Source organism: Streptomyces sp. NPDC006510, from assembly GCF_040611955.1.
GTDB lineage: Bacteria > Actinomycetota > Actinomycetes > Streptomycetales > Streptomycetaceae > Streptomyces.
Genome location: NZ_JBEXPH010000090.1, coordinates 1 through 16,289 on the forward strand (window position 1 = coordinate 1; position 16,289 = coordinate 16,289).

12 protein-coding genes and 2 pseudogenes are annotated in these 16,289 nt (G+C 72.2%); 10 read left to right on the forward strand and 4 right to left on the reverse strand.

Annotated features, from left to right (window positions below; all coding sequences use genetic code 11):
- The 3 genes from ABZY11_RS24995 to hmgA form a co-directional block, all read right to left on the reverse strand.
- Positions 1-600 (reverse strand): type ISP restriction/modification enzyme (locus ABZY11_RS24995; RefSeq protein WP_356481274.1); only part of this gene is annotated, 600 nt, incomplete at its 3' end.
- A gap of 78 nt (positions 601-678) precedes the next feature.
- Positions 679-1,455, reverse strand: a complete 777-nt coding sequence (locus ABZY11_RS25000; RefSeq protein WP_356481275.1) for a GntR family transcriptional regulator — start codon at positions 1,453-1,455, stop codon at positions 679-681.
- 49 nt (positions 1,456-1,504) lie between these two features.
- Positions 1,505-2,833 (reverse strand): homogentisate 1,2-dioxygenase, encoded by a 1,329-nt coding sequence (hmgA, locus tag ABZY11_RS25005; protein ID WP_356481276.1) that lies wholly within the window; start codon positions 2,831-2,833, stop codon positions 1,505-1,507.
- Positions 2,834-2,955: 122 nt separating this feature from the next.
- Between hmgA and ABZY11_RS25010 the strand changes: the two genes are divergently transcribed.
- From ABZY11_RS25010 to ABZY11_RS25055, 10 genes and pseudogenes are all read left to right on the forward strand, one after another.
- Positions 2,956-5,055 carry a right-handed parallel beta-helix repeat-containing protein gene (locus tag ABZY11_RS25010; RefSeq protein WP_356481277.1) on the forward strand — a complete coding sequence of 700 codons (2,100 nt, stop codon included), beginning with the start codon at positions 2,956-2,958 and terminating at the stop codon, positions 5,053-5,055.
- Positions 5,055-5,900 carry a hypothetical protein gene (locus ABZY11_RS25015; protein WP_356481299.1) on the forward strand — a complete coding sequence of 282 codons (846 nt, stop codon included), beginning with the start codon at positions 5,055-5,057 and terminating at the stop codon, positions 5,898-5,900. Before ABZY11_RS25010 ends, ABZY11_RS25015 begins: the two co-directional genes overlap by 1 nt.
- Positions 5,897-7,180: a hypothetical protein gene (locus ABZY11_RS25020; RefSeq protein WP_356481278.1), complete on the forward strand. Its 1,284-nt coding sequence runs from the start codon at positions 5,897-5,899 to the stop codon at positions 7,178-7,180. The genes ABZY11_RS25015 and ABZY11_RS25020 overlap by 4 nt, the downstream gene beginning before the upstream one ends.
- A gap of 142 nt (positions 7,181-7,322) precedes the next feature.
- Positions 7,323-7,943, forward strand: a complete 621-nt coding sequence (locus ABZY11_RS25025; RefSeq protein WP_356481279.1) for a TetR/AcrR family transcriptional regulator — start codon at positions 7,323-7,325, stop codon at positions 7,941-7,943.
- Between the two features lie 242 nt (positions 7,944-8,185).
- A pseudogene (locus ABZY11_RS25030) lies at positions 8,186-8,284 on the forward strand (oxidoreductase, molybdopterin-binding protein); the annotation flags it as partial.
- A 217-nt stretch (positions 8,285-8,501) separates the two neighbouring features.
- Positions 8,502-9,935, forward strand: a complete 1,434-nt coding sequence (locus ABZY11_RS25035; protein WP_356481280.1) for a citrate:proton symporter — start codon at positions 8,502-8,504, stop codon at positions 9,933-9,935.
- Between the two features lie 80 nt (positions 9,936-10,015).
- Positions 10,016-10,677 (forward strand): annotated as a pseudogene (locus tag ABZY11_RS25040) (MFS transporter).
- 80 nt (positions 10,678-10,757) lie between these two features.
- On the forward strand, positions 10,758-12,659 hold the full coding sequence (locus ABZY11_RS25045) for an ABC transporter ATP-binding protein (protein WP_356481281.1): 1,902 nt from the start codon (positions 10,758-10,760) through the stop codon (positions 12,657-12,659).
- An 85-nt stretch (positions 12,660-12,744) separates the two neighbouring features.
- Positions 12,745-14,133 carry an aldehyde dehydrogenase family protein gene (locus tag ABZY11_RS25050; RefSeq protein WP_356481282.1) on the forward strand — a complete coding sequence of 463 codons (1,389 nt, stop codon included), beginning with the start codon at positions 12,745-12,747 and terminating at the stop codon, positions 14,131-14,133.
- Positions 14,134-14,147: 14 nt separating this feature from the next.
- Entirely contained in the window at positions 14,148-15,230 is a 1,083-nt protein-coding gene (locus tag ABZY11_RS25055; RefSeq protein WP_356481283.1) for a Zn-dependent alcohol dehydrogenase, read from the forward strand.
- Positions 15,231-15,295: 65 nt separating this feature from the next.
- Here the strand turns inward: ABZY11_RS25055 and ABZY11_RS25060 are convergent, their stop codons facing one another.
- A complete protein-coding gene (locus tag ABZY11_RS25060; RefSeq protein ID WP_356481284.1) occupies positions 15,296-16,273 on the reverse strand; it encodes a DMT family transporter in 978 nt (325 codons plus the stop codon).
- Between the last annotated feature and the right edge of the window lie 16 nt (positions 16,274-16,289).

Here is a 16,289-nt window from a genome sequence, read left to right on the forward strand (position 1 = left end):
CGCGCCCGCGGGGCGGGCGCGCGGGTGGGCGCGCCGCCGGGGGGCATGTTTGGGCGGGGGGCCGCCGGGGCGCCGGTACAGCGGCCGGATCCGGCCGGGCCGGCCCGCGGGGGAGTGGCCGTCCGGCAACAGCGCCGTCACGGACAGGGCGGGGCCGGTGTCCTGGGGCACGTACCCGTGCTCCACGGCGAAGAGCTGGTGCCCGTCGGCGACCCGCCACAGCTCGGGGCGGGCGGCATCGATCAGCCGGTGGTCGGGGAGCAGCCACTGCTCGTCGAACGGGCCGTGCGCGATCCGTACCGGCTCGGGGCACGGTCCCTCCTCGCGGGCGAACCGGCCGGTGCCGGTCGCCTGTCCGGGCAGCGCTGCCACCGGGGTCTGCGGGGTACGGGAACGGGTCGCCCGGAACAGCCGCTCGCGTTCGCCGGCCGGGGCCCGTACCAGTCGCTCCCAGCGCGCTCTGAGGGAGGCGGCGTCGGGGGCGATCACCCAGGGGCGGCCGGTGCGCAGCGGCCGTACGGACCAGGGCATGAGGTCGTCGAGGAGCGGGGCGCCCGCGTCCTGGCCGTCACCGGAGCCGCCCGCCGCCCGTGCTGCCACCGTGTCGTCCTCCCCGTCGCCACGTCCGCCCGCCTTCCCGGGCATCGTAGCCGCGCCCGTGCGGCGCGAGGCAGTGCGTCAGTGCGCTTCCACGGTGACCGAGAAGGCGAACCGGTCGCCCCGGTAGCGGATCTGCGCCACGTCGACGACCTGGCCGCTCTCGTCGTACGTCACGCCCGTGTAGAACAGGATCGGGCTCAGCAGCGGGACCTGGAGGAGCTCGGCGGTGGCCGGGTCGGCCAGGCGCGCCTCGACCGTGTCGGTGATGCGTGCGATGCGGACGCCGACCCGGTCGCGCAGCACCTTGGTCATCGGCCAGCGTTCGAGATCGGCGACGTCGAGGCGGGCCGCGATCTCGGGACGCACCACGTTCTCCGCCCAGTTGGTGGGTTCGTCGCTGTCCCCGTCGCGGCGCAGCCGGCGGTAGCTGACCACCTCCGCGCAGTCGGGGAAGTGCTCGGCGAGGTCCCCCGGCACGGCGACCGGGCCGTGGCCCAGCACGGAGGCCCGCTCGCCCGACTGCTGGGCCACGATCGCATCGATCGAACCCAGCAGCCGGACCGGTGACACCCGGCGGGCGCGCGGCTCGATGAAGGTTCCGCGCCGCCGGTGCCTGCTGATCAGCCCTTCCGTCTCCAGCTCCTTGAGCGCCTGGCGCATGGTCAGGACGCTGACGCCGTAGTGCGCGGCGAGCTGCTCCTCGGTCGGCAGCCGCGCCGAGGCGTCCTTGGCGCGGCCGAGTATCGAGGCGCGCAACGACTGCGAGACCTGGTACCACAGCGGCAGCTTGCGGTTCAGGACCAGCGAGTCGGGGGCGAAGGCGGGCCCCGGGGAGATCTCGGGCGTCTGAGGCACCTGGGGCCTTTCGTTCGGATCGGGCCGGGGGCGGGAGCGGCGGTGTCGCCTACGGCCTGAAGTTGCGGCTCAGACCCTGCCACACGTCGTCGTAGCCGTGCTGAAGATGTCCGGCGGTCGCCGCCTGCCCCGTCGCCGTCACCGGCCAGCGGGTCTCGAACATGAAGGCCAGGCCGTCGTCGATCTTCTGCGGCTTCAGCTCCGCCTCGCTGGCCCGGTCGAAGGTCTCCCGGTCCGGTCCGTGCGCCGACATCATGTTGTGGAGCGAGCCGCCGCCCGGGACGAAACCGCCCTTGCCGGCCGTCTTCGCGTCGTACGCGCCCTCGATCAGGCCCATGTACTCGCTCATCACATTGCGGTGGAAGTACGGCGGCCGGAAGGTGTCCTCGCCGACCAGCCAGCGCGGCGCGAAGACGACGAAGTCGACACCGGCCAGACCGGGGGTGTCGGACGGCGAGGTCAGCACCGTGAAGATCGACGGGTCGGGATGGTCGTAGCTGATCGAGCCGATGACATTGAAACGGTGCAGGTCGTAGACGTACGGGGTGTGATTGCCGTGCCAGGCGACCACATCGAGCGGCGAGTGGTCGTAGGTAGCCGACCAGAGGTTCCCGCAGAACTTGTTGACCACCTCCACCGGGCGGTCGTCGTCCTCGTACGCGGCGACGGGGGCGAGGAAGTCCCGGGCGTTCGCCAGGCCGTTGGCGCCGATCGGGCCGAGGTCGGGGAGGGCGAAGGGCTGGCCGTAGTTCTCGCACACATAGCCGCGGGCGGTGGCGTCGAGCAGCTCCACACGGAAGCGGACGCCGCGCGGGATCAGCGCGATGTGGCCCGGTTCGGCGCGCAGCAGGCCCAGTTCGGTACGGAGCAGCAGGCCGCCGCGCTCCGGGACGATCAGCAGCTCGCCGTCCGAATCGCTGAACACCCGGTCCGTCATGGACGAATCGGCGTGGTAGAGGTGCACGGCCATGCCGGTGCGTTGCGTCGCGTCGCCGTTGCCGCCGAGGGTCCACAGGCCGGCCAGGAAGTCCGTACCGGCCGCGGGCTCGGGGAGCGGATCCCAGCGCAGCCGGTTGGGGTCGGGCACGGATTCGGTGAACGGGGCGGTCCGGATCGCCCCGTTGTCGATACGGACGAACGGGGGATGCGCGGCCGACGGACGGATCCGGTAGAGCCAGGAACGGCGGTTGTGGGCACGCGGTTCGGTGAAGGCCGAGCCGCTCAGCTGCTCCGCGTAGAGCCCGAGGGGTGCGCGCTGGGGGGAGTTGCGGCCGTGCGGCAGCGCGCCCGCTACCGCCTCCGAGCTGTGCTGATTGCCGAAACCGGCGGAATGCTCCAGCGCCTCCGCCGTTTTCCTCGCCTGCTCGATGCCGCCCATGTGCGCTCCCGGTGCCGAAGGAATCCTATGGGTAACCGTAGGAATTGGATCGGGGTGAGTCAACGGCATTCGTGATGCGCAGGGGGGTTCCAAAAGTTGAACAATGCTCTACTCTCCCGCACATGTCGTGGACACGAAGACTTCTGGTGGTCCTGGCGGCGCTGGCCGCCGCCCTGCTTGCGGCCCCGGCCGCCCAGGCGCACGAAGAACGTCCGGTCACCTTGCCCGACGGCACCGGCAGCGTCCCCGTGTACCGCACCGGCGAACCCGATCTGCTGGTCTGCAAGAGCGACCGGGCGGACTTCGAGCGCCGGGTGTCCCGCTTCCCGGACGGGCTGCGGACCCGGAACCTGAAGCTCTTCGAACGGTGCCGGAAGTCCGGCTACCGCCATCTGCAACAGGCCGTCGACGCGGTCGACCGGCCGGGCATGAACATCGCCATCCTGCCGGGCCTGTACGAGGAGGAGCCCTCGCTGCCCAAGCCGACGGGGGAGTGCGCCCGGCTGAAGGCGCCCAACTCCCGGCTCGGCTACCAGATCCTGTCGTACGCGCAGCAGGCGCGGTGTCCGCACAACCAGAACCTGGTGGCGATCCTCGGCAAGAAGGACCTCCAGATCGAGGGCACGGGCGCCGAGCGCACGGACGTGGTCGTCGACGCCAAGTACCAGAAACTCAACGCGATCCGCGCGGACGGCTCCGACGGCATCTACTTCCGGAACTTCACCGCCCAGCGCACCACCTTCAACTCCCTGTACGTCCTGGCCCAGGACGGCTTCGTCATCGACTCCGTCCTCACCCGGTGGAACGACGAGTACGGCTTCCTGACCTTCGCGAGCGATCACGGGCTGTACAAGAACTGCGAGTCGTACGGAAACGGCGACTCCGGCATCTACCCCGGCAGCGCGTCGAACATCAACGACGCGTACGGCTACGACGTGCCGCGCTACTCCATCGAGATCACCGGCTGCCGCAGCCACCACAACATGGTCGGCTACTCCGGCACCGCGGGCGACTCCGTCTATGTCCACGACAACGAGTTCGACCACAACATGGGCGGCGCCTCGATGGACAGCGCCTTCCCCGGCCACCCCGGACTGCCGCAGAACCACGCCCGTTTCGAACGCAATCTGATCCACGACAACAACGCCGACTACTACCCCTACGTCGCCGACGGCACCTGCGCCAAACCGCCCGTGGACCGGGGCTACGAGGACGGGGTCGTCTGCCCGCAGATCTCCATGCCGCCCGGCTCCGGCATCATCACCGCGGGCGGCAACTGGAACCTGTACGAGAACAACTGGATCTACGGGCAGCGGCGCGCCGCCTTCTTCCTCACCGCCGTCCCCGCCTTCATCCGCGGTGAGGGCGCGCTGTCCAAGCAGGCCGACACCTCGCACCACAACCGGTACGCGGGCAACCACCTCGGCAAGGACAAGGCGGGCAACTCCCGGCCCAACCGCACCGATGTCTGGTGGGACGGCCAGGGCGAGAGCAACTGCTGGCAGCCGGACACCGGGCCGTCCTCGCCACGCGCCCTGCCCGCCTGCGGTTCCGAGCGCGGCGCGGTGTCCGGACGCACCGACCGGCTCGTCGGCGAACCGGTCAAGCTCGCCCAACTGCTCGTCTGCGCCGACTACAACGTGCAGGCACGCCGGCTGCCGGCCGGCTGCGACTGGTACGGGGCGCGGGGCATCGAGCGCATCGAGGTGCAGGTGGCGCTGGCGGTAGCGGTGGTGCTCGCGCTGGTCGGCGGGGTGCTGTGGTGGCGCAGACTGCGCGGCAGCCGGCTCGCCACGGTGGTCACGGGGGTCGGTGTGATCGGCCTCGGGCTCGATGTGGCCGGATCGACGATGGGGCTGGCCGCCTCCTATGTGCCCGCGCTGGCGCTGCTGCTGACGGGGGTGTGGTGGACCGGCATCGGTCTTGTGCTCCGGAGGGAGCGGCCCTGGTTGGGCTGGACCACGGTGGTGCTGGGTGCGCTCACCCTGCTGGACGCCGTGGACAAGGCGGTGTTCATGATCCCGTGGATTCCGCTCAGCCCGGCCTGGGTGCGTGGACTGCTCGGCGTGGTCTGGGTGGTGTGGGCCGTGGTCGCCGCGGCCCGGCACGGCGACCGGGACAGGCCGGAGACGGCTCCGGACCCGGCCCCGGACCCGAGTTCTGCCCCTGCCCCGACCTCTGCCCCGGCTTCGGGTCCCGCCCCGGAAGGAGACGGATCGTGATGCATTTCCGCCGACCGCTGCGGCCCACCCGGCCGGTCACCGCCGCCGTCACCGTGCTCACCGCGGGCGCCCTCGTGTTCGGTGCGAGCGCCTGCGGCGGGCGGGCCACCACCCATCACAAACCCGGCACCAGCCATGAGCAGGCCGGCGGCAGCGTCGGCCGGCTGCTCACCGCCGACGACGGATCCGGCAACCGGCTGCGCCAGGTCGACGCCGAGGGCGCCCCCGCGGTGACGGTCGCCGTCCGGCCGGACTCCGAGGACGGGTGGAACGTCCACCTCTCCGTACGGAACTTCAGGTTCACCCCGGACAGCGTGGGCGGCGCCGCCCTCCTCGGGCGCGGCCACGCCCGGCTGTTCCTGGACGGCCGCCCCCTCGCCCGCGTCTACGGCTCATGGTTCCACCTCCCCGCCTCCCTGGTCCGCGGTGCCGGCGGCGGCACCGGCCTCACCGCACGCCTCTACGCCGACGACCACACCGCCTGGGCCGTGAACTCCGCTCCCGTCCAGGCCACCACCTCCCTCGCCACTCCGTCCGGAGAGGCAACCGGCTCCGCGACACCGCGACCCCCGACACCCCGTCCCGACAAGACACTTGAGATCGTCATTTCGTACGGCAGGGTCAGCCCCGAACCCGGCCGCACCGAGATCAAGAAGGGCCGGACCATCGAGCTGCGGGTCCGCAGCGACCGTGCCGACACCCTCCATGTCCACGGCTACGACAAGGAGGCCCGGCTGCCCGCGGGCAGGACCGTCACCCTGACCCTCACCGCCGACCGCAGTGGGCTCTTCGAGGTCGAGACCCATGAGTCCGACCTGCTCCTGACCCAACTCGTCGTACGGTGAGCGTCCTCGCCCATGGCATCGGCGCCCAGCACGACCTGCCGCTGTCGCCCTTCTACGCCTTCGCCGGGGCCTTTGCCGCGCTTTTCATCTCCTTCCTGGCGCTCGGCCTGCTCTGGTCCGCCTCCCGGTTCCGCGGCGACCGGGCGGGCCGCCCGCTGCCGTCCGCCGTCCAGCGCCTCGCCGACGGCCGCCCCACCCGTATCGCCCTGCGCGCGTTCGGACTTGCCGCCGCCCTGTACGTCATGCTCAGCCTCCTCCTCGGCCCGGACGACCCGGACCGCAACCCGGGCCCCGGCGCCGTATACGTACTCCTCTGGGTCGGGCTGGTGCCCGCATCGCTCCTCCTCGGTCCCGTCTGGCGGCTGATCAACCCGCTGCGCACCGTCCACCTCCTCGCATGCCGGGCACTGGGCCGCGACCCCGCCGTGGGCCGCCCCCTTCCCGAACGGCTCGGCCTGTGGCCCGCCGCGGCCGGGCTCCTCGCCTTCACCTGGCTCGAACTCGTCGCCCCCGACCCCGCGTCGACCACCACCCTCCTGATCTTCCTCTCCGTCCACACCGCCGCCCAACTCGCCGGCGCCGCCCGCCACGGCGCCGGATGGTTCGACCGGGCGGACGCCTTCGAGGTCTACTCGGGGCTGCTCGCCCGGCTCTCGCCACTCGGCCGCCGCCCCGCCGACCGCCGCCTCGTGCTCCGCTCCCCGTTCAACGGACTCGACGCCACCCCGCAGACCGCCGGACTCGTCGCCACCGTCTGCGTCATGCTCGGCTCCACCGCCTACGACGGCTTCTCCGACGCCCCGTCCTGGATCAGCACCGTCCAGACCTCACCCCTGGGCCGCACCACCGCGGCCACGCTCGGACTCCTGGGCGCCGTCGCCCTCGTCGCCGCCCTCTATGCCCTCTGTGCCGGCGCCGTCCGGCTGATCTCCGGTCAACTGCGCCACCCCCTCACCGCCTTCGCGCACTCGCTGGTCCCGATCGCCCTCGGCTATCTCATCGCCCACTACTTCACACTCTTCGTCACCGAAGGCCCACGCACGGTCATGATGGCATCCGGCACTGACAGTCCGGTCCCGCCCGAGTCGCCGCTGGGCCCCGGCGGTGTTGCCACGCTCCAGGTCGCCGCGATCGTCCTCGGCCACGTACTCGGCGTCATCGCCGCCCACGACCGGTCCGTGCGCCTCTTCCCGCCCGGCCGCGCCGTCGCGGGACAACTCCCGCTGCTGGTACTGATGATCACGTACACCACCGGCGGGCTGTCGCTGCTCATCGCGTGAGAACCACCCGGGGGCCGGCGGCCGCCGCCCCGCCGTCCGCACCGGAGCCCACCGGCCGCCGCCCCGCCGTCCGCACCGGAACCCACCGGCCACCCGCCCGTCGACCCACCGGACGTCCGCCGGAGAGGAGAGCCACGGCATCATGGAGCCCGTGCCCCATGCGAACACGAACCTCCGCCGCGCCCCCGTGCAGCAGCGCAGCGCCGAGCGCCTCGCGCGGATACTCGACGCCTGCGCCGAACTCCTCGACGAGACCGGCTACGAGCAGCTGTCCACCCGGGCCGTGGCCATCCGTGCCGGGGTCCCCATCGGCTCCGTCTACCGGTTCTTCTCCAACAAGCGCGCGCTGACCGACGCGCTGGCCCGGCGCAATCTGGACAGTTACGCCGAGCGCATCACCGCCCGCCTCGCGGTCATCCCGACCGCCGACTGGCGCAGCGCCATCGATGCCGTGCTGGACGAGTACCTGGCGATGAAGCGCTCCGTGGCCGGATTCGCCCTCGTCGACTTCGGTGCTCCGGCCCCCGAGGACGACCCCGCCCGTGACGCCAACCAGCGGGTCGCCGGCCGGCTCATCGAACTGCTCTCCGGACACCTCGGCCGCGCCCCCGACGAGGATCTGCTGCGCACCGTCCTGATCTGTGTCGAGGCCGCCGACGCCCTCCTCCAACTCGCCTTCCGTGCCGACCCGTCGGGCGACCAGGCCATCGTCGCCGAGACCCGCGTCCTGCTGCGGGCCTATCTGGCGCGCGTCCTGGACTGACCGCGCGGCACCGTCCGGCCGTCCCCGGCAGCCTCGTCGCGACAACACCTCCCCGCCGTGCGTACCGGTCGGTACGCTCGCCGTGCTGGCCCACGTGCGCGCGCCACCGCTGTCGCCGCCCCGGGGAGGGCCCATGTCGCACGACCCCAGCAGCCCCCGTACCGCCGCGCATCTGCCCTCTCTGCGAGGCCACCTGCGGACTCGGCCTCACCGTCGAGGGGACCAGGGTCACCGGCGCCCGGTACGGCGAGGGCTTCGGCGCCGACCCCGACGGCCTCACCCTGGAGCGCCTGCTCGACCATCCGCACGGCATCGACCTCGGACCGCTCCGGCCCCGGATCCGTGACGGTGACCCCCGCCGCGACGACCGAGCCCGTGGCGGCGACCGGCGCGCCAGCGGGGGCGCCGGTTGTGCCCACGCCGTGATCCCTGCGCTGACCTGGGGTTTTGCTCGTATTGCTCGCATGTCAACATCTTGTTAACGCTGCGAGCCGCGCCCTAACGTCATCCGCACCGCCGAGTCCGGTGGGAGTTCAAGGGTGAGCGATAGGTATCCACATGCTGACAATCCTCGGCTTCGCCATGATTGCGACCTTCCTGGTCCTGATCATGATGAAGAAGATGTCGCCGATCGCGGCGTTGGTCCTGATCCCCGCGCTGTTCTGCGTCGCCGTCGGGCAGGGCGCGAAGCTCGGTGACTACGTCATCGAAGGCGTCGGCAATCTCGCCCCGACCGCCGCGATGCTGATGTTCGCCATCGTCTACTTCGGCGTGATGATCGACGTCGGCCTCTTCGACCCGATCGTGCGGGGCATCCTGCGCTTCTGCAAGGCCGACCCGATGCGGATCGTCGTCGGTACGGCCGTGCTCGCCGCCATCGTCTCCCTCGACGGCGACGGCTCCACCACCTTCATGATCACCGTTTCGGCGATGTATCCGCTCTACAAGCGCCTCAAGATGAGCCTGGTGGTGATGACCGGTGTCGCCGCCACGGCGAACGGCGTCATGAACACCCTTCCCTGGGGCGGCCCCACCGCCCGCGCCGCCACCGCGCTCAAGCTGGACGCGGGCGACATCTTCGTCCCGATGATCCCGGCGCTCGGCGTCGGACTGGGCGCGGTCCTGCTCCTCGCCGTCGTGCTGGGCCGGCGCGAGCGCAAGCGGCTCGGCATGCTCACCCTGGACGAGGTGCTGGCCACCGAGACGGCCGCGGAGCCGGAGACGGTGCTCGTCGGGGCGGGCGGCGGCAGCGACCGTACCCACAAGAACTCCGGCGGAGCCGGTACGGGCACGGGTGCGGGCGGCGACGCGGCGGAGAACACGGACGCGGACGCTGACGGGGACGAGGGCTTCAAGGGCCTGGACCCGAACCGGGCCACCCTGCGCCCCAAGCTCTACTGGTTCAACGCGGGCCTCACCATCGCCCTGCTCACCGCGATGATCATGGAACTGATGCCGATCCCGGTGCTCTTCCTGCTCGGCGCGGCCCTCGCCCTCACCGTCAACTTCCCCCACATGCCCGACCAGCGGGCCCGGATCGCCGCGCACGCCGACAACGTCCTCAACGTCTCCGGCATGGTCTTCGCGGCCGCCGTCTTCACCGGCGTCCTCTCCGGCACCGGCATGGTCGAGCACATGGCCGACTGGCTCGTCGGCGCGATCCCCGACGGCATGGGCCCGCACATGGCGATCGTCACCGGCATCCTCAGCATCCCGCTGACGTACTTCATGTCGAACGACGGCTTCTACTTCGGGGTCGTCCCGGTGCTCGCCGAGGCGGGTGCCGCCCACGGTGTCTCCCCGCTGGAGATCGCCCGCGCCTCCCTGGTCGGCCAGCCCCTGCACATGTCGTCCCCGCTGGTCCCGGCGGTCTACGTACTCGTCGGCATGGCGAAGGTCGAATTCGGCGACCACACCAGGTTCACCGTCAAGTGGGCGGCGCTCACCTCGCTGGTGGTGCTCGGCGCCGGACTCCTGTTCGGCATCATCTGACCGTGCGCACCGTCCAGGAGCCCGGCAGGAGCTGGCTGCTGCGCCTCGTCATCGCCTTCGCCTTCGCGGGGGCGGTGTCGATGGCCCGGCCCGCCGTCTCCTACCGGGCTCTTTCGCTCGGCGAATGGGGTCTCCCCTGCTCGAACGCAGTTGAGAGCCTGGGGAAGAGCGCGCCATCGGCGTGATCGCCGGGGTGTACGCGCTCCTCCCGCTCTTCGCCGCCGTCCCGCTGGGGCGCCGGACCGACCACGGCCGGGTGCGCGCCGCCGCCGCCACCATCGCCTGCCGCCCGGTGATGACCCCGATGCTCCGGGTCCTCGGCCGCACGGCGCTGCTCACCACGACCTGTCTGCTGGGCGGCGTCCTCTGCGCGGGCATCGCCCTGCCCGTCCCCGTGGCCGTGCTGGCAGTGATGGTCGCCGTGCTCGGCTTCTGCCTCGGGGTCGGGCAGCCGCTCTCGATGACCACCGTCGTCCAGGCCGCCCCACCGTAGGCCCGGTCCACCGCGCTCGCCCTCCGGCTGACCGGAAACCGCCTGGGGCAGGTCGCGGCCCCCGCGTCCGCCGGTCCGATCGCCGGGGTGGCGGGCACCGCGGCACCGTTCGTGATGCTCGGCGCCCTCCTGTTCGCGGCGGCGGGGCTGGGCGTACGGGGCGGGCGGCGGGCCCGGAAGACCGGTGCCGCGGTGCCCGTACCGGCCCCCCGGCCCCCGCGGCGCCCCGCCGGCCGGAACCGTGTCTGACCCCTGCCGCACCTGTCACCTTGCTGCCGCCGGGACCCGGCCGTTGACCTCAAGTCCGCTGGAGGTCGTACGTTCCTCCCATGAGCATGGAAACCACCGCGTGGACACAGCTCCACAACGTCATGAACGCGCAAGCGGACCGACGCCCCTTCGACCGGACCACACTGCGGCGCATCGCCGCGTTCGCCCGCCCGCACCGGCGCCGGGTCGCCCTGTTCCTGATCCTGAGCGTGGCGACGGCGCTGCTCGCGGTCGCCACCCCCGTACTCGCCGGCCGTGTCGTGAACGCCATCGTGATCGGCAAGGAGTCGGGCACCGTCACCCGGCTGTCCCTCCTCATCGCCGTGATCGCCGTCGCGGAGGCAGCGCTCGGCCTGGTCAGCCGCTGGCTCTCGGCCAATCTCGGCGAGGGCCTGATCCTCGATCTGCGCACCGCCGTCTTCGACCATGTGCAGCGCATGCCGGTCGCTTTCTTCACCCGGACCCGCACCGGTGCGCTCGTCAGCCGCCTGAACAACGACGTCATCGGAGCCCAGCGGGCCTTCAGCAACACACTGTCCGGCGTCGTCAGCAACGTCGTCACGCTGCTGCTCACGCTCGGCGTCATGCTCTCCATCTCCTGGCAGATCACCGTGCTCGCCCTGGTGCTGCTGCCGGTGTTCGTGCTGCCGGCCCGCCGGATGGGCACCCGGATGGCGAGGCTCCAGCGGGAGGCCGCGGCCCACAACGCCGCGATGGGAACCCGGATGACCGAGCGCTTCTCCGCACCCGGCGCCACCCTGATCAAACTCTTCGGCCGCCCCGCCGACGAGTCCGCCGAATTCGCCGTCAGAGCCGGCCGGGTACGTGACATCGGCGTACGTACGGCCATGGCCCAGTCGGCGTTCATCACCGCCCTCACTCTCGTGTCCGCGCTGGCGCTCGCCCTGGTCTACGGGCTCGGTGGGTTCTACGCACTGCGCGGGCAGCTGGACGCGGGCGCGGTCGTCGCCCTGGCCCTGCTCCTGACCCGGCTGTACGCACCGCTCACCGCACTCGCCGGGGCGCGCGTCGAGGTGATGAGCGCGCTCGTCAGCTTCGAGCGGGTCTTCGAGGTCCTGGACCTCGAACCGCTCATCGACCAGAAGCCGGACGCCCGGGCGGTCCCGGACGGTCCGGTCTCCGTCGAGTTCGACCGGGTGCGGTTCGGCTACCCCTCCGCCGACAAGGTCTCGCTCGCCTCGCTGGAGGATGTCGCGAGCCTCGACACCCGAGGCGGCGACGAAGTGCTGCGCGGCATCTCCTTCCGCGCCGAACCCGGCCAGACGGTGGCGCTCGTCGGCTCGTCCGGCGCGGGCAAGTCGACCATCGCCCAACTGCTGCCGCGCCTGTACGACACGGACGAGGGCGCGGTACGCATCGGCGGCGTCGATGTACGCGACCTGACCGCCGACACCCTGCGCGACACTCTCGGCATGGTCACCCAGGACGGCCACCTCTTCCACGAGTCGGTCCGCGCCAATCTGCTGCTCGCCCGCCCCGGGGCCACCGAGGAGGACCTCTGGGACGCGCTGCGCCGCTCACGCCTGGACGGTCTCGTCGCCTCGCTGCCCGACGGGCTCGACACCGTCGTCGGCGAACGCGGCTACCGGCTCTCCGGCGGCGAACGCCAGCGGCTGACCATCGCCCGGCTGCTGCTGGCCCGCCAGCGCGTCGTCATCCTCGACGAGGCCACCGCCCACCTGGACAACACCTCCGAAGCGGCCGTCCAGGAGGCGCTCACCGAGGCGCTCGCCGGGCGTACCGCTGTCGTGATCGCCCACCGGCTCTCCACCGTACGGGCGGCCGACCTCATCCTGGTCGTGGAGAACGGGCAGATCGTGGAGCGGGGCACGCACGACGAACTCCTCGCGGCGGGCGGCCGGTACGAGGAGCTGTACCGCACCCAGTTCGAGAACCCCGGTGCGGAGCAGGGGGAACTCGGCCGGCAGCCCCTGGCGTGACGGGCGTCTCTGGCGCCCAAAAACTAACAGCGCTAGTTTGGGTGGCGGACGACCTCGTCCGCAACCGTGTCAGGGAGGAACAGCGATGAAGCCCCACGACGGCCTGTACATCGACGGGGCCTGGCGGCCCGCCGCAGGACGGGACACGATCGCCGTCGTGAACCCGGTGGACGAACAGGTCATCGCCGAGGTCCCGGCGGGAGGGGCCGAGGACATCGACGCCGCGGTACGGGCCGCCCGCGCCGCGCTCCCGGCCTGGGCGGCCACCGCGCCCGCCGACCGTGCCGCCAAGATCGCCGCCCTGCGCGATGTGCTCGTCGCCCGCAAGGACGAGATCGCCGAGACCGTCACCGCCGAACTCGGCGCGCCACTGCCCTTCTCGCAGGCGGTGCACGCGGGCGTACCGATCCTGGTGGCGGGCTCGTACGCCGAGCTGGCCGCCTCCTACGCCTTCGAGGAGAAGGTCGGCAACTCCACCGTGTACGCCGAGCCGGTCGGCGTCGTCGGCGCGATCACCCCGTGGAACTACCCGCTGCACCAGATCGTCGCCAAGGTCGCCCCCGCGCTCGCGGCGGGCTGCACGGTCGTCCTCAAGCCCGCCGAGGACACCCCGCTGACCGCCCAGATCTTCGCCGAGGCGGTCCACGAAGCGGGCGTCCCCGCAGGCGTGTTCAACCTGGTCACCGGTCTCGGCCCGGTCGCCGGACAGGCCCTGGCCGAGCACGACGGCGTCGACCTGGTCTCGTTCACCGGCTCCACCGCCGTCGGCAGGCGGATCGGCGCCACGGCCGGCGCGGCCGTCAAGCGGGTCGCCCTCGAACTGGGCGGCAAGTCCGCCAATGTCATCCTGCCGAGCGCGGACCTGGCCAGGGCCGTCGGCGTCGGCATCGCCAACGTGATGGGCAACTCCGGCCAGACGTGCAGCGCCTGGACCCGGATGCTGGTGCACACCTCGCAGTACGACGAGGCGGTCGCACTCGCCGCGGAGGCGGCCGCCAAGTACGGCGACCGCATCGGCCCGCTCGTCAACGCCAAGCAGCACGCGCGGGTGCGCGGCTACATCGAGAAGGGCGTGGCGGAGGGCGCCCGCCTCGTCGCGGGCGGCCCCGAGGCCCCGCGCGAACAGGGCTACTTCGTCAGCCCGACCGTGTTCGCCGATGTCACCCCGGAGATGACCATCGCCCAGGAGGAGATCTTCGGCCCCGTCGTCTCGCTCATCCGCTACGAGGACGAGGACGACGCCCTGCGCATCGCCAACGGCACCGTGTACGGCCTCGCGGGCGCGGTCTGGGCGGGCGACGAGGCCGAGGCGGTGGCGTTCGCCCGGCGGATGGACACCGGACAGGTCGACATCAACGGGGGCCGGTTCAACCCGCTCGCCCCGTTCGGCGGCTACAAGCAGTCCGGCGTCGGCCGCGAGCTGGGCGCGCACGGCCTGTCCGAGTACCTCCAGACCAAGTCCCTCCAGTTCTAGGAGCTCCGCGCATCATGGTCCGTGCCGCTGTACTGCCCGCCGTCGGCTCTCCCCTGGAGATCACGGAGATCGAGCTGCCCGAGCCGGGCCCCGGCCAGGTCCGGGTCAGGCTCACCGCCGCCGGGGTCTGTCACTCCGACCTGTCCCTGACCAACGGCACGATGCGGGTGCCCGTGCCCGCCGTGCTCGGCCACGAGGGCGCCGGCACCGTCGTCTCCGTCGGCGAGGGCGTCACCCATGTCGCGCCCGGTGACGGGGTCGTCCTCAACTGGGCGCCCGCGTGCGGGAAATGCCACGCCTGCTCGCTTGGCGAGGTCTGGCTGTGCGCCGACGCGCTCACCGGAGCCGGCGCCGTCCACGCGCACCGCGCCGACGACGGCAGCGACCTCCACCCCGGCCTGAACGTCGCCGCGTTCGCCGAGGAGACGGTGGTCGCCGCCAACTGTGTCCTGCGGGCCCCCGACGGCGTCCCGCTCACCGACGCGGCCCTCCTCGGCTGCGCCGTCCTGACCGGATACGGCGCCGTGCACCACTCGGCACGGGTCCGCGAGGGCGAGACGGTCGCCGTGTACGGCGTCGGCGGGGTCGGCCTCGCCACGATTCAGGCGGCCCGCATCGCCGGCGCCTCGAAGATCATCGCGGTGGACGTCTCCGCGGAGAAGGAGGAACTGGCCCGCAAGGCCGGGGCCACGGACTACGTCGTGGCGTCCGGGACCACCGCGCGCGAGATCCGCGGCCTCACCGGCAAGCAGGGCGTGGACGTCGCGGTCGAGTGCGTGGGCCGCGCCGCCACCATCCGTACCGCCTGGGAGTCGACCCGCCGCGGCGGCCGGACCACGGTCGTCGGCATCGGCGGCAAGGACCAGCAGGTCACCTTCAACGCCCTGGAGATCTTCCACTTCGGCCGCACGCTGTCCGGCTGTGTCTACGGCAACTCCGACCCGGCGAAGGACCTCCCGGTGCTGGCCGGGCACGTCCGGGCCGGCCGCCTCGACCTGAGCGCGCTCGTGACCGGACACATCGCGCTCGACCAGATCCCCGCCGCCTTCGACGACATGGTCGCGGGCAGGGGCGGACGGGCGCTGGTCGTCTTCTAGACCGGCGCCCCATGGCCCCGGCCGACTTGTTCCTCTTCCCCTTCGGCTGCTTCTGCCCCGGCCGCTCAGCGGCGGCCGGTTTCCCGGTGTTCCGCGTCATGCAGGCGTTCCTCCACCGGCCGTGCCGGATTCTTCCGCGTCACGCCGGTTGGCGGACGCATCCGGGAGACCGCCACCCCGGCCAGACAGAGCAGCCCGCCGCCGACGGTGAGCGGTGCGGGCACCTCGTCCAGCAGCAGCCAGGACATCAGCACCACCAGCGCCGGCACCGCGTACGTGGTGGCACCCATCCGGCCCGCCGTGGTCCTGGCGAGCGCGTAGGCCCAGGTGGTGAAGGCCAGCGCGGTCGGGAAGAGGCCCAGATAGACCATGTTCAGGGTGGCGGACAGCGGTGCGTCGGCGGCGTCGGAGATCAGCGCACCGGAGAACGGCAGACAGGCGACCGTGCCGACCAGGCAGCCGAAGGTGGTGATCTGCAGCGCGGAGCCGTGCCGCAGGGCGGGCTTCTGCCGCACCACCCCGGTCGCGTACGCCACGGCGGCCAGCAGGCACAGCAGCACGCCGAGCACCGAAGCGCCGCCGTGCCCCGACATCGAGAGCCCCACCACCGCGGCGCCCGCGAACGACACGGCCATGCCCGCCAGCAGCCTGCCGGGCAGCCCCTCGCCCAGTATCCGGGCACCGAGCAGCGCGATCAGCAGGGGGCCGATGTTCACCACCATCGCGGCCGTGCCCGCGTCGACCTGCTGCTCACCCCAGTTGAGCACCACCATGTACAGCCCGAACCAGAGCAGCCCGGACCAGATGATCCCGGGCCAGGCGGCCCGCGACGGCAGCCCCTCGCGCCGCACCACCAGGAGCGCACCGAGCGCCAGCGAGCCCGCGAGCAGTCGGCCGAGGGCGAGCGCACCGGGCGAGTAGGCCTCGCCGGCGCTGCGGATGGAGACGAAGGCGGAGGCCCACAGCAGCACGGTGGTGCCGGCCGCGGCGGTGGCCCGCCAGTCGCGGTGCGCGGCGGCGGAGGGGGACGGGGTCGTTGTCATGGCTCAGACCGTAGGG

Excerpts from the sequence above, each read along its gene's own strand:
- ABZY11_RS25015 (WP_356481299.1), top strand. The coding sequence starts at position 5,055 with ATGCATTTCCGCCGACCGCTGCGGCCCACCCGGCCGGTCACCGCCGCC.
- ABZY11_RS25060 (WP_356481284.1), bottom strand. The coding sequence starts at position 16,273 with ATGACAACGACCCCGTCCCCCTCCGCCGCCGCGCACCGCGACTGGCGG.
- ABZY11_RS25045 (WP_356481281.1), top strand. The coding sequence starts at position 10,758 with ATGAGCATGGAAACCACCGCGTGGACACAGCTCCACAACGTCATGAAC.
- ABZY11_RS25025 (WP_356481279.1), top strand. The coding sequence starts at position 7,323 with ATGGAGCCCGTGCCCCATGCGAACACGAACCTCCGCCGCGCCCCCGTG.
- hmgA (WP_356481276.1), bottom strand. The coding sequence starts at position 2,833 with ATGGGCGGCATCGAGCAGGCGAGGAAAACGGCGGAGGCGCTGGAGCAT.
- ABZY11_RS25035 (WP_356481280.1), top strand. The coding sequence starts at position 8,502 with ATGCTGACAATCCTCGGCTTCGCCATGATTGCGACCTTCCTGGTCCTG.
- ABZY11_RS25050 (WP_356481282.1), top strand. The coding sequence starts at position 12,745 with ATGAAGCCCCACGACGGCCTGTACATCGACGGGGCCTGGCGGCCCGCC.
- ABZY11_RS25010 (WP_356481277.1), top strand. The coding sequence starts at position 2,956 with ATGTCGTGGACACGAAGACTTCTGGTGGTCCTGGCGGCGCTGGCCGCC.
- ABZY11_RS25055 (WP_356481283.1), top strand. The coding sequence starts at position 14,148 with ATGGTCCGTGCCGCTGTACTGCCCGCCGTCGGCTCTCCCCTGGAGATC.